This is a genomic window from Ruegeria sp. AD2(2025) (genome assembly GCF_056542385.1).
In genome coordinates, this window is sequence record NZ_JBQFZS010000008.1 from 24324 (window position 1) to 48556 (window position 24233).

Genomic DNA, 24233 nt, shown 5'->3' on the forward strand with positions numbered 1-24233 from the left:
TCAGTTGGGCATGCTGGTCGGGGCCAGCACGTTCTCGACGACCTCGGCAAACCACGCCGCGCCGACGGGCAGGACATCATCGTTGAAATCGTAACGCGGATTGTGCAGCGGCACGGCCGTTTCACCGGGTTTGGTGGTGCCGATCCGGGCAAAGCAACCGGGGCGCGCTTGTGCCAAAAAGGCAAAGTCCTCGCCACCCATTGCGGGCGGGCGCTTCAGCATCACATTGTCGCCGCCAACAACGGCAATGGCGGCATCCATGCCAAAATCAGTCGGTGCGTCCGCGTTGATCACAGGCGGATAGCCCCGCCGGTAGTCGACGGCGACCTCGGCCCCCATTGTGGCGGCTGCATTGTGGGCGACTTCGGCAATCAGCCTTTCGAATTCGTCCTGAACCTCGGGTTTCAGGCTGCGGGCGGTGCCTTGCAGTTCGGCCACCTCGGGGATCACATTGCCTGTTGTGCCCGCATGAAACTGCGTCACCGAGATCACGCCGTTTTCCAGCGGATCGATCCGGCGCGATAGGATGGTCTGCAGAGACAAGGCAACCTGCGCCCCGGCAATCAGCGGGTCGACGGTGTGATGCGGGCGTGCGGCGTGTCCACCCTTGCCTGTGACCTTGATCGAAAACCGGTCGGACGCGGCCATTGTTGGGCCTTTGACTACGCTCATCACACCTTCGGGCAACAAAGGGTCGTTGTGTTGGCCAAACACCATGTCAGCAGGAAATTTCTCGAAGAGACCCGCATCAAGCAGGCTTTTGGCCCCGGCCAGCCCTTCCTCGGCGGGTTGAAAGATCGCATGAACCGTTCCAGAAAATCGGCGCGTCTGCGACAGGTATTTCATCGCACCCAACAGCGTCGCGGTATGCCCGTCATGGCCGCAGCCATGCATGACACCCGGCACGGTCGAGGCCCAGGGCGCGTCGCCCTGATCTTCCATCGGCAGCGCGTCCATGTCCGCGCGCAAGGCCACGGCTCGGTTGCCGTCGCCCGCGCGCAGAGTTGCGACGATGCCGGTCTCGGTCAGGCGTTCAAACGGGATGCCCCATTCCGTCAGATGCCGGGCGACGAAATCCGAGGTCTCGAACTCCTTATACCCCAGCTCGGGGTGGGCATGGAGATGTCGGCGCCAGCTGGTCATTTCACCGGCAAAGGCCGCGATTTCAGAAGGAATGGCCATAAGAAACCTCATGCATTGAAAAGGCACTGCCCTCTGCCTGCGTTTGGCAGAGGGCAAATGCCCGTGTTGGGATCAATCGTCCTGAATGGCGGCAAGCGCCTTGTTCATCCGGGCTTTTCTGATCCGCATGATGATCATGACAACTGTGAGGATCAGGATCGTCAGCGAAATCGGGCGCTGGAAGATGATCCAGAGGCCGTCATTGGCAAGTAGCTGGGTCTGGCGCACCGCGCGCTCCATGCCGCCGCCCAGAAGCAAGGCGATCATGAAGGCCGGAATGTTGTAGTGATAGCGCCGGAACAGATAGCCAAGCACACCGAACAGAACCATGATCCAGACGTCGAACAGCGACGAGTGCAGCACATAAGCCGACGAGACCGAGATCATCAGGATCAGCGAATAGGTGATCCGCGCAGGCACCGCCAGAATGATCCGACCGATCATCGGGCTGAACCAGAAGCCCACAACAAAGTAGGCGACGATGCAGAACAGACCGGCGCTGAACAGTGCATAGATCAGGTTGGCGTCTTCGGTGAAGACCTGCGGCCCAACGGTGATGCCATGGATCAACATCGCACCAGCCAATAGAGCCGCCTGTGTCGAACCGGGAATACCAAGCGTCAGCAGCGGGATCAGGTTCGCGCCAGAGGTTGCGTTGTTGGCCGCCTCCGAGGCTGCAACGCCTTTGACCTCGCCATCGCCCCATTCGTCATCGGGCTTGGCCTGACGTCTGGCCTCGCCGAAGGACAGGAACGACGCGACCGAGGCTCCGATGCCGGGGAACATGCCGACCGAGGCTCCGATGAACATCGACCGAATGATCGTCGGGAGAACCCGCAGATAATCCGCAAGGCCGAAAGTATCGTCCGGTTTGCTGACTTCGTTCTTTTGGTTCTTTTGATCCTTGTGCGAGGTCGCGCCAAAATCCCGAACGTCAAAGCGGTGGAACACTTCGCCAACCACAAAGATACCGATCAGCGCCGGAACCAGCGGCAGGCCATCCATCAGCGGCAGCTGATCAAAGGTCATGCGCAGGTTGCCCGAGATCGGGTCGAAGCCGACCAAGGCCAGAGTGATGCCGAACAAGGTGCTGATGATGCCCTTGATCATCGATTCACCAATGATCGACGAGATCACCACAAAGGCGAGAATATAGATCGTCACCAGCTCGGGCGGACCGATTTTCACGGCGTAAACTGCAAGGTAAGCCGCGCCAAAGATCAGCAGGCATTCCGAGAAGAAGTCGCCCGTTGCCGACGCCGCCGTGGCGGCACGCAACGCCTTTACCGGGTATCCCTTCCGCGCCAGCGGATGACCTTCGATCATGGTCGCAGCCGCGGAAGGGGTCCCGGGAGTGTTGAAGAGAATTCCGGGGATCGAGCCGCCGAAATCCGATGATTTTGAGATCGTATACATCAGGATCAACGCGATCAGCGGATCCAGATAGAACGAGAAGGGCAACAACAGGGCGACCGCGGTTGTACCGCTCAGCCCGGGCACGGCGCCGACGAGAATACCCGCAACCGAGCCGATGATGGCGACAATCACCGCGCTGGGGCTGGTGATGAACGCCGACATACCTTCCAGGAATGGAGTCATATTCTATTTCCTTTTGATCGGTCTTCGGATGCGTTCAGAACGCGGCAAAGAAGTCGCGGCGCCATGTGGGCACCTTGTCGTTCAACCCGGTCGAAATCAGCGCGCCATCGCCTTCGGTGATCCCCAGAACAAAGAAGAACAGAAGGTACGAGAACAGGGTGAAACACACCGCAATCGTTGCCTGCTTGCGACCGAACTCTCCGGTGAAAAGGCTGACCGCGACAAAGCCCACGATGGTAGTGGCGATGATGTATTCGGCGGCCCAGAAGAGGATCGGATAGGCACAGCCCACCAGCCCAATCAGAACGCCGCGCCGTGTCATGAAAGGAAAATAGGCATCCGGGTCCTCGCGCTCTTCCAGACTGGCACGTGCAGCGGGCGACAGGATAACCACGGCCAGCAAGATGACCGACAAGACGATGATGGCCAATGCAAAGGCCACTCCGCTGTCCTGCGCAATTCCGGCCAAGCCACCAACGGACAGCAGATCATACGCGCCCGCCAAAAAAACAACGATCATGAAGAGTCCGAACAGGATCTCGCCATCAAGCCACTTAGGCATCTCTCTCTCCCTATTTCCGTTGACCGAAGGCAGCGTACTGCCTCCGGTCCTGATCAAGATGCTCTTACAGCGAGCCAGCGACCGAGTCGGTCGTCGGACGCCACGCATCCATGAGCTCTTTCATGTGCTCATGCGTTTCGGCACCATCCATGAACACGACATTCAGGTTGGCGTTCTTGACTTTTTCCTGCGTGGCCGGGTCGTCGATTGCAAATTTGAACGCTGCGGTCAGCTCGGCAACAACCTCATCCGGCGTATCCTTGGGTGCCAGCACGATGTAGGGTGCAGGCATGGCGACGAATTCGGTATTCTGTTCGGCGAAGGACAGCATATCGGGGGCCAGACCATCACGCTCCTCAGCCATAACACCGATTGCGCTCATGGTGTCGAGGTTGGCCAGATAGTGGTGTGTGCCAACCACGCCAAAGGCCACCTGATCGCCGATGATCGCAGCACGGGCCGGGGCACCGCCTGCAAACGGGACGTCTTGTACCTTGTCCTGCAGATCATTGGCCAGCAGCCAGCTGGTCATGGCGACATCGGTGATCGAGCCTTTACCGGTATGGGCCCAGCGAAGCTGTTCGCCTGCCGCGTCCGCGTCCAGAATGGCTTGTTTCAGATCGGCAACCGAGTTGAGGTTCCGCGCCTTAGGGGCAACAACGGCCAGGTTCGCCACGGCCACATGCGCCACTGGTTTGAAGTCGTTCAGAACGTCAACGCCGGTTTCCTTGACCATCGTTGCGATCATGGCCGAGCCCGAGATCATCACGACGGTCTGGCCATCAGGCTTTGCAGGTTTGGTGAATTTCAGGCCAATCAACTGGCCCGCACCCGGACGGTTCGCGACGACGATGGGCTGGTTATCCAGCGCTTCGGTCAAAGCCGGCGCAAATATGCGGGACAATGTGTCAAGTCCGCCGCCGGGTTTTGCGCCCACAACGATAGTGACCGGCCCGTTCGGGAAGTTGTCGGCGGCAGTTGCCGCACCGGCCATAGCGGCCAGCGCGATTGTCGCGCTTGCGGCTACGCTTTTAAGTGTTCTGTACATGGTGTTCTCCCTTGATTGGTATGCGCAGAATTGAGGTTGAAGTAAGCATCCACAAAGCGGGTCAGCTTATGCAGAATGTCGTCGAAGAAGATCTTGCCTGCCTCGGCACTGAACGGCACGTTTTCACCGTTGATTTTTGCGTCTTCGCTGATGTCTTCAGCATAAACGGGTAAGTTTATGTCGAGATCCTCGAACTTGCCCTGATGCATCGAGACAAGGGGGATTCCGTTCATCTCGCCTTTGCCTTCACGATGCACGTCCTGCTGCAGGGGGCAGTCATCGGGGAACAGATAGCGGCTGAGCGAGCCCATCGGCTCGGTCCCGTGGCCTTTGGCGCGAATACCGAATTCGGGCTGCGCACGGTTCCACACATCATCGTCGAACTTGCCCCAGACATTAACCGACGGAATGATGATGCCGTGCTTGGCACGCGCCAACCGAAGCTGATTGGCGATGATCCCGGAATTGCCGCCATGCCCGTTCAGGACGAGGATATTCCGAACGCCGTCCCGAATGAGGCCGTCCACGATCTCGGAAAATACGGCGGCAAATGTCTCGGCAGACAGGGCGATGCCCGCAGGCGCATTCTGAAAATACGTGGCATGACCGAAGGGCAGCGTCGGCACAGCAATGCAACCTGTGACCTCAGCCAGACGCTTGGCCAGTTCATCGACCAGCCGGTAATCCCCCATGGGCGTAAAACACCCGTGCGGCTCGGTCGAACCGACCGGGATCAGGAAGGGCTTGTCGGCGACGACGGCTGCGCGGGCGTTCAGAATGTTGGTTGCTGCAAGATCAGTCATTGCGCGGTCTCCACGGTCACGGCGTATTGCGCCACCAGATCGTCGGCACCAGACAAGGCGCCAAGCGTTGCCCCGGCCTTCATGTCCGCACGGCGCTGGGTGCTTGTGTCTTCTTTTGTCGCCGCCGCTTTGGCGAGTTCTGCGGCTTGGGCGCGGGGGATGCAGATCACTCCGCTATCGTCGGCCATGATCAGATCGCCCGCATGAACCACAACGCCGCCACAGTTGACGGGCAGGTTCAGGCTACCTGCGGGGCCGGTCCGACGCGTGGTGATGGGCGAAACACCGCAGGACCAGACCGGAAAGTCATGTTCGCGGATTTCGTCGGGATCGCAGATCGGGCCATCGACAATGGCACCCGCCGCGCCCGCCTGCACCAGCCCATAGGCTACATTGCCACCAAGACAGGCCAAACGGGTATCCCCTGCCCGGTCGATCACGACGATGTCGCCGGGACGCACCCGTCCCGACGCATAATGCAACAGAGTCGAATCCGGCGTGGGCAACCGCAGCGTCACGGCTGTTCCCATAATGCGTTTGTCGGACTGGCGCGGCGTGATGCGGTGATGATCCAGAAAGCCGGTCCAGGTCAGATGACCGACCGTTGCAACCGAAACACCGGACAGCATCGACAAGATTTCGCCGTCGATCTGGTCCGGCATGGGGGCTATGTCGTAGTGTCCAGTCATATGTTCGAACATTTCTATTATTTCGATGATCTACCGATTTGTAGCAGAAACATAATTATCGGTCAATAATTTCAAATTCGACTATTTTCTAATGCCCGATCGCATGTTAAACACTAGGAATGCGCACAGATATTTTGCCCACCTCCGCGACCTCGACCGCCAAAGAACCGATAACGAACCGAATTTATGATTCGATTCTTGAGGACATCCGGTCGGGAAAGCTTGAACCGGGACAAAAGCTAAAAGTGCGCGAGCTGACATCCGAGTATGGCGGCTCTACCGGATCCTGCCGCGAAGTCCTGAACCGGCTCGCGGGCGAGCGATTCGTGCAAACCAAGGGCATGACCGGTTTCAGCGTCCGCGATCTGTCCTCCGAGGATCTGGTCGAAGTGCTCGATCTAAGGGACCAGCTGGAATCGCAGGCCTTCGTTCAGGCGATCCAGCATGGGGATACCGAGTGGGAAGAACGCATGGTTCTGGCGTTTCACAGGCTGGAACGCGAGCGCGCGCGGGAAGGAACCTCTCTGATCGAGCGGGAGTATTTCCACCGGGAATTCCATCTGGCCCTGATCGGAGCCCATACCTCGGAATGGCATCAGTTCTTCATTCGGACACTCAGCCTGCATTCCGAACGATACCGCCGGATTCTGCTGCCCAAGAGGATATTCGAACCCGAATACGTCCAATTGGTTGATGAAGAACACGCGCAGATCATGGGTCTGGCGATGGAACGTCGCGCCGAAGAAGCGGCAGCGGCACTGAAGAAACACCGCTCAAGATCCCGGACAGACCTGCTTATCGCACTGGAAGGTCGCTGACCTTGGGCCCGACCCGTCCAAACCCCGCACAAAGTGAAGCCTGACGCATGACCCTGCCCCGTATCGCCCTGATCCATTTCCATCTGGAAAGCAATCGTGCAGCGCCGATAACCGCGCGCGCCGATTTTGCCGCTCAACGCCTGGCCATCGGCAAAGATTTCGCTCGGGACCTCGCGGAACGACCTGCCCTCGCCTCGGCCGGGATCAGAGGGTTCCAAGAGGATTTCGGGCCGTTTGACCCCGTGCCGGTCTTCGCGGCATTCGCAGGGGCTGGCGGCATGATGGACGGCCCGTTCTTCGATGGATTGTTGCAAGCGGTGCGTGATCAGCTTCCGGCCAACGTCGATGGCGTCTATCTGGACGCGCACGGGGCCTGCATCGCAACCAATGACGAAGACCCAGACGGGACCCTGATTTCCCTGATCCGCAAAATTGTCGGGCCGGGTATCCCGCTGGCGGTGACGCTGGATCTACACGCACATGTCAGCCCGGCCATGATTGAGGGCGCGGACTTCATCGCCGCGTATCGAACCAATCCTCACGTGGATCAGTTCGAACGGGGACAGGAAGCTGCCGCCGCCATGAAGCGGCTGCTGAACCGGGAAAAGACAGGCCGCGCCTTGGTCCGCCTGCCCTTTATTCCGCCGTCGACCACGCAGGATACGACAGGTGGACCATATGGACGGCTGATGAACGAGGCGGTGGCACAAGCGGTCGGCCCGATCTGGAACGTGTCCTTATGCGCAGGCTTTTCCGTCGGAGATTCGTCGAAAGCCGGCGTGAATGTCACAGTCACGGCGGACACTTCCGCAATCGCTCTCGAAACGGCGCGCGCAATCGGGCAGTCGTTTTGGGACGCCCGTCATGAGTTCCAGATCAATCTAACCTCAATCGACGATGCGGTTCGCCTGATGTCCGACATGGGCACCGCTCGTATTTATGCAGACGTGGCCGACAATCCCGGCGGCGGAGGTCGCGGCAACACGCTCGCCATTCTGCAAAAGATGCTCGAGGCAGATATCAAAAATGCTCTGATCGGGATGTTCTTTGATCCGGCACTCGCCGCTGAGGCTGCCGAGCTCGGTGAAGGCGCAATTTTCCGAGCCAGATTTAATCGGTCCGAGATTGATACGCAGTCTGGCCGTCATGAGGCAGAGGTCGAAGTCGTGAAACTGGCTGATGGCCCCGTCAGTTGCAGACGCGGGCTATATGCTGGCGGACAGCAAGACCTTGGCCGATGTGCCCTTCTGAGGTGCAAAGGTGTGCTCATCATCGTTGCAAGCATCCGCCGCCAGCTATGTGAACCGGCATTCGTGGAACGCCTTGGGCTCAACATTGCTGACTTCAACGCCATCGTCGTCAAGTCCCGCGGCCATTTCAGGGCCGGATTCGACGAGTTTTTCACCCCCGACCGAGTTGTCGAAATCGACGGCCCCGGCCTGACCTCACCCGAGTTGTCCCGAATAGATTTCAAAAAGACCCCGCGCCCGATCCATCCGATTGACGCCGGCGTCGAATGGTCGGCGGAGGCCGAAGGATTCGTGGCGGGCGCCTAGGTAAGGCCCACCGACGCTGACACGATCTCCGTAATGTTCAGCATCTCGACACCGCCCCTCCGGGCGCGCGCAGCATTACGTGGGCAGGTTCAAGTCTCTTTACATCTGCCCTCATTCAGACCAGTCGATGCGGAACTCTTCACGGAAGGCAAAACGCACCAGATGGGCCTCGATCACGTCTTTCCAGCGGGTCAAATCACCTCTGGGGCCGGTCGTGGCGGTGACTATCAGGCTATCATCTTCCGCCACAAGCGTGACTTTGTTCCCATCCGGGAAGGTCACGCTGCCCTTTGTTTCATCAAACTCAACCTCGGCCTTGTTTGACCAGTGTTTGCAAAGCTGCTGCAGGTATTTCCCGGCTGCAGCGGTCGTGGCAACGCCCGAGACGGTCTGGTCCGGCAACAGGCTCAGCCCCGCTTTGGCAGCATTGCGCATCGCTGTTGCAAAGAGCGTGACGTCGATATCGGTGGCCACAAAGCTGGCCCCAAGATCCAGGCATTCGCGTTGCATTACCGGATCAAGCGCCAATATGCCCGCAGCCTTACCCGCAGCAACAATGCGGGTCAGCGCGTCAGACACGGCTTGTGCAACGTCAGGATGACCGGCGTTGCCGATATGGCCCATGTCGGCGGCCAGATCGGCCGGGCCGATAAACACTCCATCCACATCCGTGGTCAGAATATCGTCCAGCGCGGCCATACCCTTTTTGTTTTCCACCTGCACCAACAGGCAAATCTGGTCGTCCGCAGTTTGCAGGTAATCGGGAATAGCCGCAAAGCGCGAGGCCCGCGCCAGAGCGGACCCGACCCCCCGAATACCATGCGGCGGATAGCGCACCGCCCGCACCAGTTCGCGCGCCTGATCGCCGCTTTCGACCATCGGCACCAGAAGGTTCTGCACGCCTGCATCCAGGTATTGCTTGATCATCCAGGTCTCGCCAATCGGCAGGCGCGCAACGGGTGCGCTGCCTGATCCCTCGATCACCCGCACCTGTTCGAGGATCGAGCGCAGATCGTTCGGCGCGTGCTCCCCATCGACCAGTAGCCAGTCGAACTGAGCCGTTGCCGCAATCTCGGCCGAATAGGCGCTGGCCATTCCAACCCAACACCCGATCTGAGGGTGTCCGGCCCCAAGGGCGGCCTTAAAGTCATTCTTTGGCGCTGGCATATCCCCTCTCCTTTCGGGCAAAATTGATATCGACCGAGCCAAATGGCCCGAAATCGGCGTGAATCTTGGTGCCCGCCGGACACTCGACCGGGCGGATGAAACTGCCGGACAGGATGATCTGCCCCGGCTCGATGCTCTGACCGTATTGTGCCATGCGACGGGCCAGCCAGACCACACTTTCGACCGGGTCGTTCAGCACCCCTGCCCCAAGACCTGTTTCCTCGATCTCGGCATTGCGGAAGGTCAGCGCGCCGACCCAGCGCAGGTCAATGCTGTCGACGGCGTGGCGTTCGGCCCCGAGAACAATGCCTGCATTGGCCGCGTTGTCGCTGATCGTGTCAAACACCGTGCGCGCCTTGCCGGACCCGGGGTCGACCCTCTGAATGCGGGTGTCGAGGATTTCGATGGCGGGCGCGACGTAATCCGTGGCGGCGATGACATCATCCCGGCTAACGTTCTCGCCGCCAACTGCGGATTTCATGACAAAGGCGATCTCAGCCTCGATCCGCGGCTGGATGAAGCGGCCCGCCGGTACGGTTGCGCCGTTTTCGAACGCCATGTCGTCGAACAGGATGCCGCTGTCGGGAATGTCGATGTTCAGCGCATATTGCATGGCCTTCGAGGTCAGGCCGATCTTCCAGCCGATCACCTTGCGCCCCTCGGCCAGTTTCTGGCGATAGATGGCGTTCTGCACCTCATAGGCATCGTCCATCCCCATCTCGGGATGGCGCAGGGTCAGCAGGCCGATCTGCTTACCCGTGCGCTCGGCCTGCAGCAGATCAGCAGCGGCGCGGGCGTGATCTTCGGGCATCATGTCCGTTCATCCTCGACCGTGTTGCGCAGCGTGCCGATCCCGTCGACCGACACCTCGACCACATCACCCGGAGCCAGATATTTCGGAGGATCAAACCGCGCGCCCGCCCCGGTGGGCGTACCCGTCACGATGATGTCGCCCGGCTGCAGCGTCATGAAGGTCGAGATATATTCGATCTCGCGCCGGATCGGGAACATCATGCGGTTCAGCGTGTCGTCCTGCCGCAATTCACCGTTCACCCGGGTCTGGATGCGGGCCTCATCCAGCTGCGCCGCGTCGGTGAAGGGCACCAGCCACGGCCCGATGGCACCGGAATTGTCCCAGTTCTTGCCCTGCGTGACATTGAACTTTGCATGACGCACCCAGTCGCGGATCGTGCCTTCGTTACACAGCGTCAGCGCCGCGATATGGTCATAGGCATCTGCCTGAGAAATCCGGCGCCCGGCCTTGCCGATCACGATGGCCACCTCGCCTTCGTAATCCAGCGTGTGGTTCTCGGGCGGGCGGATCAGGGGGCGGTCATGGCCGGTGAAACCGCTGGCAAAGCGCGGGAACAGCGACATATATTTTGGCTGCGCGCTGCCATCTTTGTATTCCGCGTTGCGGTCGGGAAAGTTGACCCCCACGCACAGGATACGGCGCGCATCAGGCATCACCATGTCATAGGCGAAATCCCGGTGCGTCACCGCGCGGCCCTCGGCTTCTTTGGCCAGTTGCTCGAACGCACCGCCGGCAATGACCTCATACAGGCTGACGTGATCCGGAAACGCATCGTTCAGGGCAATTGCGCCTGCCTCGGTGATGACCCCGAAAAACTGACGCCCCTCGGCCGTGAAGGTTGCGAATTTCATGACAATGTCTCCCAAATCTCGCGGATGACATCGGCGGCCATCAGCACATCCTGCCGGGTGGTATCGAACTGGCCGACCTGAAAGCGGATGATCTTGCGGCCATCGAACATGCCTTGGGTCAGATAGATGCGGCCATCATCGTTCAGCGCGTCCACCAAACGCTGCTGCATGGCATCGTCACCGGGACAGCGGAAGGAAAACAGGCTGAGGATCGGCCCGGTCGTGATCTCGAACCCCTCGATCGCGCCGATCTGTTCGGCCAGCTCATTGGCCCAGGCGACGTGGTTGCGGATGCGCTCGCGCAGGCCATCCAGCCCGTATGAGCGCAACAGGAACCAGATCTTCAGCGCCCGGAACCGCCGCCCCAGCGGGATGGTCCATTCCGAGTAATTGGTCACCTCGGCCCCGGTTGTCTTGAGGTATTCGGGTTCGATCTTCAGCGTGTTCAACTGCGGCGCGGCATCGCGCAAGAACTGGATGGCGCAGTCGAACTGCGCGCCCATCCATTTATGCGGGTTGAAGACGATGCTGTCATAGCGGTCGGCCTGCGCCCACAGCGCCGCGCGGAATTCCGGGCAGATCATCGCCGACCCGGCCCAGGCTGCATCGAGATGAGTATAGAGGTCGAACGCCTGCGCAATATCCGCCACCGCCGCCAGATCATCGCAAGCCCCCACGCCGGTGCCGCCGGTGATGGCCACGATCCCCGCTGGGATGTGACCGGCGGCAAGATCGGCGCGGATCGCAGCCTCAAGCGCGTCCGTATCCATCGCATAGGTTGGCCCCCGCGTCGGCAGCTTGACCAGATTGTCCTGACCGATCCCGGCGACCCAGCAGGCGCGGTCAATCGACGAATGCACCTGATCCGAGCAATAGATCCGCAGCGCCCCCTTGGCGTTCAGCCCCTGCCGGTTGCCGGTATAGCCCGTGGCGCGTTCCCGCATGGTCAGCACCGCCGACAGGGTGGCCGATGACGCGCTGTCCTGAATGACCCCGGTCATGCCGTCGGGCAGGCCAAGCGCCTGCCGCAGCCAGTCGACCATGACGCCTTCGACCTCGGTCGCGGCGGGCGAGGTCTGCCACAACATGCATTGCGCCGCGATTGTGGTCACCAGCATCTCGGCCAGCATCGACGGCGGCGCGGCATTGGCCGGGAAATAGGCAAAGAAACGCGGGTGCTGCCAATGGGTCATCCCCGGCATAACGATGCGTTCGAAATCGCCCATGATGGCTTCCATCGGCTCGCCCGCCTCGGGCGGCGCGCCCTCAAGCTGAGCGGCGATCTCGCCGGGCGCAGTCTGTGCCCGCACCGGACGATCCGGCAGAGTGCGGTGATAATCGGCGGCCCATCTGGCGATGTGCTGCCCCCAATGCGAAAACGCGTCCCAATCCATGCGTTAGCCTTCTACTGCCGCAGAAACACCCATCCATCGAGCCCCGGAACCGGGGGTGCGGATGTCTGTATCCGTCATTTGAACTCTGTCCCTGTTTCCGGCCTTACACCGAAAAGCTGATATTCGCCTGACCAGTGCCAGAGCTGCCGAAATACGGGGTGTAGATGTCGATCTCGCCCTTATAGCTGCCCCAGCCAAGAGCCCCGAACAGCAATGCCGTGTCGTTCATGGCGCATTCGCCCACGCATTTCTTGGCGTAATCGGGCAGAAGCTCCAGAAACTCTTCGAACCTGCCCTGTTCCCACAGGTCCAGCACGCGCATGTCCATCTGGCGATTGAACTCGCCATTCACCGAGTTCAGACCTTCGACCGAGCGTTCATTGGGCGAAAAATCATGGCTCAGCGACCCCGAAGCCAGAATCGAGACATTGCGGTCCGAGCGCGTGATGGCTTCGGCGATGGCCTCGCCCCAGACCCGGTTTTCGGCAATCGATGAGAACTGGTTGACCGCCACGGGCAGAACCCGGGCGTTGACGCCGTCGTTGATGAAATGCATCGGCAGAAGGGTGCCGTATTCCATCCCCATATCGGGATGCGAATGCCCCAGCGCCCGCTCGCCACGCTCGCGCAAAACGTCAAGGATAGTCTCGCCCAACGCGTGGTCACCGCGATAGTCAAACTCCATATCCGCCAGCATGTGGGGCAGCTCGTGGCTGATGAACCGGCCCTTGTGATGCTCTTTGGTGTTCAGATGAAAACCCTGATTGGTGATCCAGTGGGTATCGAAGACGACGAACGTGTCGACCTTGCGGTCAATCGCATCCTGACGCAGGCGCGCATAGCCGTCGATGGCCGGCTGGCGGATGCCTTTGTATTTCGGCATCGTGTGGGACATCCAGATGCTTGGCACATGCGTGATCTTCGCAGCCTGCACAATCTTTCCCATGACAGTTCCTCCTGTTGCATAAGGTCCGGTCGGCGATCGGTTTGCGGGCCTTTACTTGCCCAGCTGCATGATCTTGTGCTGACCGGTGGCAAAACCGATATGCTTTTGTTCCATATAAAACTCGAACGACCAATCGCCGCCATCCCGACCAATGCCCGAGGCCTTGACGCCCCCGAAAGGCGTTGGCAGGTGACGGACGTTTTCCGAGTTCACCCAGATCATCCCGGCCTCAAGCTTGTCGGTGAACCGCAGCGCCCGCGTCAGATCATTGGTCCAGACATAGCCGGTCAGACCATAGGGCGTGTCATTGGCGATCTGCAGCGCCTCTTCCTCGGTCGAGAACGGGATTGAGGTCAGGACGGGGCCAAAGATTTCCTCGCGCGCGATGCGCATCTGGTTGTTGGCGTTGGTGAACAGGGTCGGGCGGATGAAATAGCCCTCGTCGCCCAGTGTCTCGCCCCCCGCCGCGATGGTCGCGCCGTCCTGTTTGGCGATATCGAAATAGCTGGTGACCTTGTTATAGTGCTCCTCGGTGACCAGCGGCCCAATCTCGGTCGCCGGGTCCAGCGGGTGGCCAACCTTGATGTTGTTCACGCGCTCGATCAGCCTAGCCTCGAATTCATCCTTGATGCTGTCTTGCACCAGCAAGCGCGAGGACGAGGTGCAGCGCTCGCCGTTGATCGAGTAGATCATGAAGATCACCGCATCCAGCGCCCGGTCCAGATCGGCGTCATCGAATACGATGACCGGGTTCTTGCCGCCCAGTTCCAGATGCATCCGCTTGAGCGTATCGGCCCCCTGTTTGGTGATGATACTGCCGGTGCGGCTTTCGCCGACAAAGGCAATGGCCTTGATCAGAGGATGCTCGGTCAGGGCCTTGCCCGCATCGGGGCCGAAGCCGTTCACAGTGTTCAAAACCCCCTTGGGCAGCCCGGCCTCTTCGGCGATTTCGACCAGCAGGCGGGCCGACAGGGGCGAATCCTCGGCGGGTTTGTGAACCACCGTGCACCCTGCGGCCAGCGCGGGCGCGATCTTCCAGGTCGACAGCATGAACGGCGTGTTCCACGGGGTGATCACACCAACCGGGCCGATCGGCACGCGCGTGGTGATATTCATCAGAGTCGGCGATTTCAGATGCTGCCCATCCCGCGCCTGCACCACCTGATCCGCGAAATAGCGGAAATTCTCGGCCCCGCGCAACGCCGCCTTGGACATGAAACGCAGGGTCTGGCCCGTATCCCAGCATTCGCACAGGGCGATTTCCTCGGCCCGCGCCTCGATCCCATTGGCCACGTTCAGCAGGATGCGGCGGCGTTCGGTGGCGGGCGTGTCGCGCCACGCGGCAAAGGCAGAATGGGCGGCGTTGGCTGCAGCGTCGATATCCGCAGCCGTGCCATGGGCCACGTCGCAAATCACCGATTTGTCGACCGGCGAAGTGGATTGAAACACACCAGCAGCCCCGCCGACATCCTGCCCCGCGATCCGGTTCCTGATACCGGTCTCTTTGAACCGCGCCAGAAACCCCGCCAGGTTTTCGAGGTTGGAATCGAGTGCACTCATGGCTCAGCTCTCCTGCGTGGATGCGCCCAGATGGTCACGGATCGTGCCGGTCTTGGGCGAAAGCTTGGGGTCGATATCGCGCATCTCAAGGGAAAGCGCGATGGAATGGTCGGCGAAGGCGGGCTGCAGATAGGTTTTGACCGCATCGAAAATACGTTGGGTGGCCTCGTGCTTGACCTCATCAGGCCGACCGGCGCGCAAACGGATCGAGATATCGACGAAACCATGCGCCGAATTACCGTCGGCGATGGCATAATGATCAACCCGCGTGGCGCGGACGCGAATGCCCGGCATCGGAAAGGTCTCGATCCCGGCGGCGGTTGCCCGGATGCACTCACACAGGCCAGCCATGTCGATCTTGTCTTCCAGATTGCCGGAATATTCGACGTGAAAATGTGGCATGTGACCTCCGCTATTGCTTAACATATTTAGTATTATGTAATCACACTGTCAAGAACTTGTCTTGTTAATCTTTGCAATTCCGCAACGGGCGCTCTAGAAATCCGCATGACCACGCAAAGCCACACCAAAAGCACAGCCCGTTCCCTGCCAATTGCCCTGCTACGCGCCCGCGAAACCGTCATGGCACCGATCCGGGAAATGCTGCATGACGTCCAGCTTAGCGAACAAAAGTGGCGCATCCTCAGGGTTCTGGACGAGCTGGGCGAAGTTGAACAAAGCACCATCGCGCACGAGGCCTGCCTGCTGCTGCCAAGCCTCACCCGCATTCTACGCAAGATGGAGGCCGAGGCTCAGATCACCCGCCGCCAGGACGAAGAAGACAAACGCCGGACCATGGTCCGTATCACCGATGCGGGCCGGGCGGTTCTGGAAGACAACCTTGCCACCTCGCTGGCGATTTCCAGCAATATCGAGGCGCAGATGGGCCGCGAGAAGCTGGACCAACTGCTGGACCTGCTGGAAGAACTTCAGGCGATCAAGGTCTGACGCCCCCTACAAGCTGGCCAGACCAGTATCCAGCGCCGACAGGATCTTGGCCACGTCATCTGACGTGACGATCAGCGGCGGCGACAGGATGATGTTGTTGCCGGATACGCGGATCATCACACCATCCTCATAGGTCGCCTTTTGAACCTGCAGCGGCAGATGTTTGGCAACCGGCGTCTTGGCCGCGCGGTCCGACACCAGCTCCAGCGCACACATCAGCCCCTCACCGCCCCGCACGTCACCGATCACATCGTATTTCTCGGCCAGTTTCTGCAGCCCCGCGAACAGCTCGTCGCCCCGCGCAGCAGCATTTTCCCAGATGCGCAGGCGGTTGATTTCCGACAGCGCCGCAAGGGCCGCCGCCGCGCCGACGGGATGGCCGGAATAGGTATACCCCTGATCCACCGAAGCTTTTCCGGTTGTGTCGCTCTCGAAAACCTCGGCGACCGCGCCCGAGATCATCGCAGCGCCAAAGGGGAAGTAGCCGTTGGTGATGGCCTTGGCCGTGGTCATGATGTCAGGTTGCACGCCCCAATGCCGCGCGCCACTTTCGCTGCCAGTCCGACCAAAGGCGGTGATGATTTCGTCCGAGATCAGCAGAATGCCGTGTTTCGAGCAGACCTCGCGCACCATGGGCATAAAGCTGTGATGAGGCGGGATGACCCCCCCTGCCCCCAGAACCGGCTCCATGATGAAGGCGGCGACGGTGTCGGCCCCCTGAAACGCAATCTCAGCCTCAAGCGCGTTGACGCACAGTTGGGCCAGACGCTCGGGGTCCGTTTCGCCGAACGGGTTGCGATAGGTCCAAGGCGCGGGAACATGGAAACATCCCGGCATCATCGGCTCATAGGCCGCGCGGAACTTCTGATTGCCATTGACCGAGGCGGCGGCGAAATGGGTGCCGTGATAGCCCTGCCTGAGGCTGATGAACTTGGCCCGCCCCGTCTGACCCCGTACCTTATGGTATTGCCGCGCCAGCTTCAGCGCGATTTCAACCGAATCCGATCCGCCCGAGGTAAAGAACGCGCGGGTCAGACCGTCAGGCGCAAAGAATTGCGCCAGTTCATATGACAGCTCGATGGCCTTGTCGTTGCTGGTGCCGCGGAAGGTCGAGTAATAGGGCAGCGCGTTCAGCTGATCGGCAATGGCCTGCTTCACCGGCTCGCAGGAATAACCCAGATTGACATTCCACAGCCCCCCGACCGCATCCAGCGCCTTGTGGCCGTCGATATCAATGATGCTGACGCCTTCGCCGCCATTCAGAATGGTCGGCGGATTTTTCTGGCTGTCGGCGGGATGCGCCATCGGGTGCCAGAAATGACGGGCGTTGTTTTCCTTTAGAAAGTTCGAGTCTTTCATGTCTCGGGCCTCCGGGGATGGATCCACCTGTTCAGGGGTGAAATTCGGTTGGGAATGTATCGGGAAGCTGGCCGCCGAAGATCGCGGTCAGGTCTGTCGTAAGGGCGCGCAGGGTGGCCAGAATCCCGGGCAGCAGGTCGCCCGTGGCGCGGCCTTCGGGAACCGCAATGGCAATGGTTCCCAGGGCCACCTGATCAATACCGAATATGGGGGCTGCATAGCCGTGCACGCCACTCTCATAGCTTCCGTTGCTGTTGGCCCAGCCGGTTTGGCTGATTGCCGCGACGCGTTCGCTGATCTGAACCGGGTCGGTCAGAGTGGTCTCGGTGTACCGCACGTGATCGCCCTGCCCCAGGCGATCTGCCAGAAACGCCGGACCAAAGCTGAGCATACACAGGCCCGAAGCGGTCGCATTGATCGGAAGGACCTCGCTGGGGTCCAGACTGACACGGACGCTGTGATGGGTGGTTTCTACCACCAGCGCGGTCCGCAGCGCCTCTTTTTCCAGCAAAGACAGATGCAGGCTTTCACCCACATCGTGCATGGCGGTTTGCATTCTCTGACGGGCGCTTTCGATACCCGGGCGCGCGATCTGGCGCAGCGCCGCCAGACGCAACGCGACGGGCCCGACGGCATAGGATTTCGTCATCGGATTCTGTTCAACCAGCCCGTATTCCTCAAGCGCCCGCAGGTGCCGCAGGGCGGTGGCCTTGCTTAAACCAGACAGGCGCGCGAACTGACTCAGCCCGATTTCGGGCCGGGCGTTCGAAAAGTAGTTGAGCATTTTCAGGGCGTTCAGGGCGGTACCCATGTGTTCTATATCCTCTGGCTAAGGTAATACTTGACAGAATACGCTTAACAACGCAACATTATTATTGGTAACGCGGTTCAACTAATGAACCACAACGGGAGGTGCCAATGAAGAAAATTCTAACAGCCGCCGCTTTTGTTGCTTGTGCAACGGCCGCACTGGCCGAGTACCCTGAAAAACCGGTGACCTTTGTCGTTCCGTGGCCTCCGGGCGATCTCGAGGACGTGCTGACGCGGATCATCGCGGACGAATTTCAAGCCATGTATGGCGTTCCGGCCGCAGTCGTGAACAAGCCCGGCGGTGGCGGTGGCCCCTTCCCGGGCGCGGTGGAAGTGGCCACCGCACCGGCGGATGGCTACACCATCGGGTCCTTTGTGACCGACGTGCCCATCGGCGGCCCGCAGATCGGCATCCCCGAGCTGTCCCCGAACCCGTTCGAGCCGATCGGCATTTTCATGACCTATCCCTTCGTGATCGCGTCCGGCAAGGATGCCCCCTTTGCGAATTGGGAAGAACTGGTCGCCTATGGCAAAGACAACGACGTGGCGCTGGGGCATTTCGGGTCGTTCCTGCCGCCCACACAGGTCACGTTTGCGGCCGCCATCAGCTCGGGCTTTGATTTCGCAAGCGAGGCGGCCTTCGACGCGCTGGACTGCAACACGCTGGCCTCGGGCGATGTCGACGTGATCAACACCACGCTGCAGTTGATCCTGCCTTGCATGGACGACGTCAACGTTCTGGCCAGCATCGGCAACGAGCGCATCAGCCTGACCCCGGACACACCCACCGTCAGCGAGCTGCATTCGGACCTGAACGTGGCGCTTTGGAACGGTCTGTTTGTCCACAAGGACACCCCGCCAGAGGCGCGCGACAAAATCGCAGCGGCGGCTCAGAAGGCGCTGCAAACCGAGAAGGCACAGAACCTGATCGGTGAGACCGGCGTTCTGATCTACTGGCAGGACGCCGAGGCCTCGAACGCGCAGATTGAGCGCGACAGCGAGACGATTGGCGCGATCCAAGCTCTGGTCGGCGAATAAGTGAACCGAAAGGTCGCGCGGGGATCCCGCGCGGCCTTTCCATAAGTTGGGAGGGGGACCATGATCGCCAGAACGCTTCAGGACATGTTCAAACGATACCGCCGGCCCGGCGATGTCGTGTTTGCCATGGCCTTCCTGATCTTTTCCGTCGTCCTGCTGACGCAGTTGGGAGAGCAAACCCAGGTCGTCAAACGGACCAAGTGGTTTGCGCAACCCGGTTTCTGGCCCATGGTCTCGCTTTGGGCGATGGTCATCTTTGCCTTTCTGCACTGGCTCAGCTCGGCCATGTCAGACCGCATTCCGGGCCGCTGGCCCGAGGTTGTCTTTTGGGTTCGGGCACTCGAATACGTCGCCTATTTTCTGGCTTACGTCAAAGTCGTCCCGCTTTTGGGATATCTGCCGTCAACCATTCTCTTCGCCGTTTTCCTCGCCCTTCGCACGGGGTTCCGAGACGTCCGGTCCATCACGCTTGCCGCCGCTTTCGGCGCTGCGGTGACCCTCATATTCCGCGCCTTCCTGCAGGTGAAGATACCCGCAGGCGCCGCCTATGAATACCTGCCCGCTTCGGTGCGCACCTTCGCGCTGACGTATCTCTGAGGTCCCCATGGAAACGCTTCTGTCAGGCCTTGCAATTCTGACGCAATGGCAGGTGATTGCCGCCTTGCTGGTCGGCTCCATCGGCGGCGTCATCATCGGTGCCGTGCCCGGCGTTGGCGCGGCTGTGGCCATCGCCATCCTGCTGCCTGCCACCTTTGCATTTGAACCCATTGTCGGGCTGACGCTGCTGTTGGGCATCTATGGCTCCTCCATGTATGGCGGCGCGATCCCGGCCATTCTGATCAACACGCCCGGCACGGCGGTCAACGCGCTGACCACCTATGACGGCTATCCGATGACCAAACGCGGACAGGGGCACCGGGCGTTGTCGCTGGCCTATTCCGCGTCTTTCTTTGGCGGGGTCTTTGCGATCATCTGCCTGATGATCCTGTCGCCGGTCCTTGCCCTGATCGCCCCGCATTTCGGCAGCCGCGAAATCTTTTTGGCGGCCCTGCTGGGGATCGTTCTGGTCATTCTGGCCCACCGAGGGCAGATTTTCGCCGCCGGTATGCTGGCCGCCTTCGGCATCTTCCTAAACACCGTCGGGCTGGAGCCGGTCAAATACACCCGGCGCTTTACCTTCGACCAAAGCTGGCTGGCCTCGGGCGTCGATCTGATCGTGGTCGTGCTGGGCCTGTTTGCGATCAGCCAGGCGCTGCTGCTGCTGCTGGAAAAGAACCATGCCCCGGGCGAGGCGCATGTCAGCGGCAATATCTTCGCCGGTCTCAAGGAATTGTTGGGCATCAAGCGTGTCGCCACCGTATCGTCCAGCATCGGCGTCTTCATGGGCATGGTGCCGGGCACGGGCGAGTTCACCTCGCAATTCCTGTCCTACACCTATGCGCAAAAGACCTCGAAAAACCCCAACAGCTTCGGCGATGGCGCACCCGAGGGGCTGGTAGCGTCTGAGGCCGCCAACAACGCGGTCCCCGGTGCCGCCATGATCCCGCTGCTGGCGCTGGGTATCCCGGGCGAGGCGCTGACCGCGATGATGCTGTCGGTGTTCTATGTACACAACGTCATCCCCGGCCCGCAGCTGTTCGAGAACCAGATGGACTTTGTGATGGCGCTGTATATGGCGCTGATCCTGCTGAACGTGATCGTTCTGGTGTTCCTGCTGTTCTCGACCAACCTGCTGCTCAAGATCATCCGCATTCCGACCCGGTTTCTGGGCATCATGATCCTGATCCTGGCCTTTGTCGGTGTCTACAGCCTGCGCAACTCGATCACCGACTGCGCCATCGCGGCTGGGTTCGGAGTGTTCGGCCTGATCCTGAAACGGCTGGACCTGCCGATTGTGCCGATCATCCTCGGCATGGTTCTGGGCGGCATCATGGAAGTCAAGCTGCGCAGCGCCATGGCGCGGGTCAAAACCCCGCTCGATTTCGTCGACCGCCCGATCGCGGCGATCCTGACGGCGCTGATCGTGCTGGTCCTGCTGCTGCATTTCCGCACGCTGTACTTTGAATTCCGCAACAAGCTGAAACCCGAACCGACGGCGCAACCGGTCGATTCCGATCACCCCAATCAGCAAGGGTAATCCTGCCATGAACCAATCCGATATTGACGCCCTGCGATCCCAGACCCTGTCGCCCCGGTCCCATTTCATCGACGGGTGCTGGGTCCCGGCCCAAGACGGTGGCCACCGCGACGTGCTGTCCCCAATTGACGGCACAGTGCTGACCCGGATCGCCGACGGATCTCCGGCTGATATGGAGGCCGCGATTGCCGCCGCCCGCACCGCGTTCGAGGATGGCCGCTGGTCCCGCCAATCCCCGGCAGCGCGCAAGAAGGTCTTGCTGAAACTGACCGACCTGATCGAGAAACACGCCCTTGAACTGGCGGTTCTGGGCGTGCGCGACAATGGCACCGAGATCACCATGGCCCTGAAAGCCGAGCCCATGTCGGCGGCGGGCACCTTCCGCTATTACGCCGAGGCCATCGACAAGGTTTACGGCCAGATCGCCCCGACGGCGGACAACGTTCTGGGCCTGATCCATCACGCGCCGGTCGGGGTGGTCGGTGCAATCGTGCCATGGAACATGCCGATGATGATCGGCGCATGGAAACTGGCCCCGGCGCTGGCCACCGGGAATTCGGTGGTGCTGAAACCCGCCGAAAGCGCATCTTTGTCGTTGCTGAGGCTGGCCGAACTTGCCGCCGAGGCCGGATTGCCCGACGGGGTGCTGAACGTCGTCACCGGCGCGGGCCGCGTGGTGGGCGAAACGCTGGCCCTGTCGATGGAGGTGGACATCATGGTGTTCACAGGCTCGGGCGCAACCGGGCGGAGGCTGCTGGACTATTCGGCGCGGTCGAATATGAAACGCTGCTATCTGGAACTGGGTGGCAAATCCCCCAACATCATCTTCAACGACGCCCCGGACCTAAGCGAGGCCGCCAAGGTGTCGGCGGGCGGCATCTTCCGCAACGCAGGCCAGATCTGCATCGCCGGGTCGCGCCTGCTGGTGCAGGAGGACATCCACGACGATTTCGTGGCTGAACTGGTCCAGCACGCCGAAGCCATGCGCGTCGGCGACCCGCTGGACCTAACCACACAAATCGGCGCGGTTCATTCGTTGTCGGAACTGGACTCCAATCTGAATTTCGTAGTCAAAGCCGAGGCCGAAGGTGCCGAGCGCCGAACCGGCGGCTTCCGCATTCTCGAGGACACCGGTGGGTACTACATGGCCCCAACCGTCATGACCGGGGTGAAGCCCACCGACAACCTGTTTCAGAACGAAGTGTTCGGCCCGGTTCTGGCGGTCACCTCGTTCAAGGACGAGGACGAGGCGATCCGGCTGGCAAACGACAGCGTCTACGGCCTGTCCTCGGGCGTGTGGACATCAAACCTAAGCCGCGCCCACCGCATGATCGCCGGCATCCGCGCAGGCGTCGTCCATGTGAACACCTATGGCGGCTCTGACTTGACGGTGCCGATGGGCGGTGTGCGCCAGTCGGGGAACGGACATGACAAGTCATTGCATGCGCTTGAAAAATACCTCGATCTGAAAACCGCATGGATCAAATTCTGACCACAGGACAGGTTGCAGACACGGACCGGAGGACCCCATGACCGACAAAACGATCCTGCTGATCGGGACATACGACACCAAAGACCCCGAGATGCGGTTTCTCGAAGACGTCATCCGCGCGCAAGGCGCAAATGTGCTGACAATGGACGTGTCCGTTCTGGGCGATCCAGAGGCCCCGACCGATATCTCAAAGCACAAGGTCGCCGCTGCCGAAGGCATGACCATCGACGAGGTGATCGCGCTGGGGGATGAAAACAAAGCGTTCCGCGTCATGTCCGCCGGGGCCGCCAAGGTGGTGGCAAGGGCCTATGCCGACGGTCGGCTGGACGGGATGCTGGCCACCGGCGGCACGATGGGCACCGATCTTGCATTGGACTGCGCGCAGGCCCTGCCGATGGGAGTGCCGAAATACATCGTCTCGACCGTCAGTTTCTCGCCCCTGATCCCGCCCCACCGTCTGGCCCCGGACATTCAGATGATCCTGTGGGCTGGGGGGCTCTATGGCATGAACTCGGTCTGCCGGTCCTCTCTCAGCCAGGCCGCCGGTGCCGTGGTTGGTGCGACCAAAGCCGCCATCGCGCCCGACCGCAGCAAGCCGCTGATCGGTATGACCAGCCTTGGGTCGTCCTGCCTGCGCTACATGAAAACCCTGAAACCGGCGCTGGAAGACCGCGGCTTTGAGGTCGCCGTGTTTCACTCGACCGGGATGGGCGGTATGGCCTTCGAAAAACTGGCCGCCGAGGGTGCCTTTGCCTGCGTGATGGATTTCTGCATGCAGGAGTTCGTCAACTTTCTGGCAGGCTCGGTCGTCTCAAGCGGGACGGACCGCCTGACAAATGCCGGGCGCTCGGGCACGCCGCAGATGGTTGCGCCCGGCGCGCTGGACCTGCTGGATTTCGCCGGCTGGCAAGAGATCCCCGACCAGTACACCGACCGCCCCTTTCACGAGCACAACCGCCTGATCAAAAGCTCGGTCTTCAACGGCGACGAACGCCGCGCCTGGATCCGCGAACTCGCCGACCGGCTGGACGCCGCCACCGGGCCGGTTCATTTCTTCCTTCCAATTCAGGGCGTCGAGGCCTGGGACAAGGAAGGCGGCGAGACCCACGACCCCGAAGCCCTCGCGGCCATGATTGACGAAGCTCGCAAGGTGATGCCTGGTCGGGTGCCAATGACCGAACTGGACGCTCACATCAACGACGCCGCGTTCTGCAGCACCGTGCTGGCACAGTTTGATGCGTGGCTGGAGAACGGGGTCATCAGTCGGAACTAGCGGGCAGGTTTCTTCTTGCCCCGCAACTGAGGCAACGATGAGCGAAAGCGCCGCATGGGTCGACAACGGCGCGCTAGATCGTTGGGTGACAGAATACTCTTACGCTATTGCGGTAGTTGCGTTTTTTGGAAACGCGATTTGCGGCCCAAGCCCAAGAACGGATGAGACCAGAAGCAGTACGAAAGGC

General features: G+C 60.7%; 23 protein-coding genes. 8 read left to right on the forward strand and 15 right to left on the reverse strand.

Translation table 11 applies throughout. From position 1 onward, the window contains the following. The 6 genes from ACR1XV_RS15545 to ACR1XV_RS15570 all read right to left on the reverse strand — a co-directional run bounded on the left by ACR1XV_RS15545 (nucleotide 1) and on the right by ACR1XV_RS15570 (nucleotide 5883). Entirely contained in the window at nucleotides 1–1182 is a 1182-nt protein-coding gene (locus tag ACR1XV_RS15545) for a M20 aminoacylase family protein (protein ID WP_480532924.1), read from the reverse strand. 72 nt (nucleotides 1183–1254) lie between these two features. Next, nucleotides 1255–2781, reverse strand: a complete 1527-nt coding sequence (locus ACR1XV_RS15550) for a tripartite tricarboxylate transporter permease (protein ID WP_480532926.1) — start codon at nucleotides 2779–2781, stop codon at nucleotides 1255–1257. Between the two features lie 34 nt (nucleotides 2782–2815). After that, entirely contained in the window at nucleotides 2816–3343 is a 528-nt protein-coding gene (locus tag ACR1XV_RS15555; protein ID WP_480532928.1) for a hypothetical protein, read from the reverse strand. Nucleotides 3344–3407: 64 nt separating this feature from the next. Continuing rightward, nucleotides 3408–4391, reverse strand: coding sequence for a tripartite tricarboxylate transporter substrate binding protein (locus ACR1XV_RS15560; protein ID WP_480532930.1), 984 nt, complete (start codon nucleotides 4389–4391; stop codon nucleotides 3408–3410). Further along, nucleotides 4367–5194 (reverse strand): creatininase family protein, encoded by an 828-nt coding sequence (locus ACR1XV_RS15565; RefSeq protein ID WP_480532932.1) that lies wholly within the window; start codon nucleotides 5192–5194, stop codon nucleotides 4367–4369. The genes ACR1XV_RS15560 and ACR1XV_RS15565 overlap by 25 nt, the downstream gene beginning before the upstream one ends. Next, entirely contained in the window at nucleotides 5191–5883 is a 693-nt protein-coding gene (locus tag ACR1XV_RS15570; RefSeq protein WP_480532934.1) for an RraA family protein, read from the reverse strand. Before ACR1XV_RS15570 ends, ACR1XV_RS15565 begins: the two co-directional genes overlap by 4 nt. A 119-nt stretch (nucleotides 5884–6002) precedes the next feature. Between ACR1XV_RS15570 and ACR1XV_RS15575 the strand changes: the two genes are divergently transcribed. Then, a complete protein-coding gene (locus ACR1XV_RS15575) occupies nucleotides 6003–6701 on the forward strand; it encodes a GntR family transcriptional regulator (protein WP_480522130.1) in 699 nt (232 codons plus the stop codon). A 47-nt stretch (nucleotides 6702–6748) separates the two neighbouring features. Continuing rightward, complete coding sequence (locus tag ACR1XV_RS15580) at nucleotides 6749–8257, forward strand: M81 family metallopeptidase (protein WP_480532936.1); 1509 nt, start codon at nucleotides 6749–6751, stop codon at nucleotides 8255–8257. Between the two features lie 111 nt (nucleotides 8258–8368). Here the strand turns inward: ACR1XV_RS15580 and ACR1XV_RS15585 are convergent, their stop codons facing one another. The 7 genes from ACR1XV_RS15585 to ACR1XV_RS15615 all read right to left on the reverse strand — a co-directional run bounded on the left by ACR1XV_RS15585 (nucleotide 8369) and on the right by ACR1XV_RS15615 (nucleotide 15391). Continuing rightward, the gene (locus ACR1XV_RS15585) at nucleotides 8369–9424 is read right to left on the reverse strand and encodes an aldolase/citrate lyase family protein (protein ID WP_480532938.1); all 1056 of its coding nucleotides are present in this window, start codon (nucleotides 9422–9424) and stop codon (nucleotides 8369–8371) included. Then, nucleotides 9405–10238 carry a 2-oxo-hept-4-ene-1,7-dioate hydratase gene (gene hpaH / locus ACR1XV_RS15590; protein WP_480532940.1) on the reverse strand — a complete coding sequence of 278 codons (834 nt, stop codon included), beginning with the start codon at nucleotides 10236–10238 and terminating at the stop codon, nucleotides 9405–9407. Before hpaH ends, ACR1XV_RS15585 begins: the two co-directional genes overlap by 20 nt. Then, complete coding sequence (locus ACR1XV_RS15595; protein WP_480532942.1) at nucleotides 10235–11089, reverse strand: fumarylacetoacetate hydrolase family protein; 855 nt, start codon at nucleotides 11087–11089, stop codon at nucleotides 10235–10237. The genes hpaH and ACR1XV_RS15595 overlap by 4 nt, the downstream gene beginning before the upstream one ends. After that, on the reverse strand, nucleotides 11086–12483 hold the full coding sequence (locus ACR1XV_RS15600; RefSeq protein ID WP_480532944.1) for a pyridoxal phosphate-dependent decarboxylase family protein: 1398 nt from the start codon (nucleotides 12481–12483) through the stop codon (nucleotides 11086–11088). The genes ACR1XV_RS15595 and ACR1XV_RS15600 overlap by 4 nt, the downstream gene beginning before the upstream one ends. A 103-nt stretch (nucleotides 12484–12586) precedes the next feature. After that, nucleotides 12587–13429, reverse strand: coding sequence for a 3,4-dihydroxyphenylacetate 2,3-dioxygenase (hpaD, locus tag ACR1XV_RS15605; protein ID WP_480532946.1), 843 nt, complete (start codon nucleotides 13427–13429; stop codon nucleotides 12587–12589). Nucleotides 13430–13480: 51 nt separating this feature from the next. After that, nucleotides 13481–14989 (reverse strand): 5-carboxymethyl-2-hydroxymuconate semialdehyde dehydrogenase, encoded by a 1509-nt coding sequence (gene hpaE, locus ACR1XV_RS15610; protein ID WP_480532948.1) that lies wholly within the window; start codon nucleotides 14987–14989, stop codon nucleotides 13481–13483. A 3-nt stretch (nucleotides 14990–14992) separates the two neighbouring features. Then, complete coding sequence (locus ACR1XV_RS15615) at nucleotides 14993–15391, reverse strand: 5-carboxymethyl-2-hydroxymuconate Delta-isomerase (protein ID WP_480532950.1); 399 nt, start codon at nucleotides 15389–15391, stop codon at nucleotides 14993–14995. A 105-nt stretch (nucleotides 15392–15496) separates the two neighbouring features. On the opposite strand from ACR1XV_RS15615, the gene hpaR reads away from it, so the two are divergent. Further along, nucleotides 15497–15937, forward strand: a complete 441-nt coding sequence (gene hpaR, locus ACR1XV_RS15620) for a homoprotocatechuate degradation operon regulator HpaR (RefSeq protein WP_480532952.1) — start codon at nucleotides 15497–15499, stop codon at nucleotides 15935–15937. A 6-nt stretch (nucleotides 15938–15943) separates the two neighbouring features. Here hpaR and ACR1XV_RS15625 read toward each other — a convergent pair whose 3' ends face one another. Together ACR1XV_RS15625 and ACR1XV_RS15630 are read right to left on the reverse strand one after the other, a co-directional pair. Then, entirely contained in the window at nucleotides 15944–17296 is a 1353-nt protein-coding gene (locus ACR1XV_RS15625; RefSeq protein WP_480532954.1) for an aminotransferase class III-fold pyridoxal phosphate-dependent enzyme, read from the reverse strand. A gap of 31 nt (nucleotides 17297–17327) precedes the next feature. Continuing rightward, nucleotides 17328–18107 carry an IclR family transcriptional regulator gene (locus ACR1XV_RS15630; protein WP_480532956.1) on the reverse strand — a complete coding sequence of 260 codons (780 nt, stop codon included), beginning with the start codon at nucleotides 18105–18107 and terminating at the stop codon, nucleotides 17328–17330. Nucleotides 18108–18214: 107 nt separating this feature from the next. Between ACR1XV_RS15630 and ACR1XV_RS15635 the strand changes: the two genes are divergently transcribed. From ACR1XV_RS15635 to ACR1XV_RS15655, 5 genes are read left to right on the forward strand one after another with little or no spacing between them, the layout of a single operon-like run. Further along, entirely contained in the window at nucleotides 18215–19144 is a 930-nt protein-coding gene (locus tag ACR1XV_RS15635; RefSeq protein WP_480532958.1) for a tripartite tricarboxylate transporter substrate binding protein, read from the forward strand. 60 nt (nucleotides 19145–19204) lie between these two features. Continuing rightward, a complete protein-coding gene (locus tag ACR1XV_RS15640) occupies nucleotides 19205–19741 on the forward strand; it encodes a tripartite tricarboxylate transporter TctB family protein (protein ID WP_480532960.1) in 537 nt (178 codons plus the stop codon). 7 nt (nucleotides 19742–19748) lie between these two features. After that, a complete protein-coding gene (locus tag ACR1XV_RS15645; protein WP_480532962.1) occupies nucleotides 19749–21281 on the forward strand; it encodes a tripartite tricarboxylate transporter permease in 1533 nt (510 codons plus the stop codon). Nucleotides 21282–21288: 7 nt separating this feature from the next. Further along, on the forward strand, nucleotides 21289–22773 hold the full coding sequence (locus ACR1XV_RS15650) for an aldehyde dehydrogenase (protein WP_480532964.1): 1485 nt from the start codon (nucleotides 21289–21291) through the stop codon (nucleotides 22771–22773). A 37-nt stretch (nucleotides 22774–22810) separates the two neighbouring features. Then, nucleotides 22811–24046: a Tm-1-like ATP-binding domain-containing protein gene (locus tag ACR1XV_RS15655; RefSeq protein WP_480532966.1), complete on the forward strand. Its 1236-nt coding sequence runs from the start codon at nucleotides 22811–22813 to the stop codon at nucleotides 24044–24046. Nucleotides 24047–24233 lie beyond the last annotated feature (187 nt).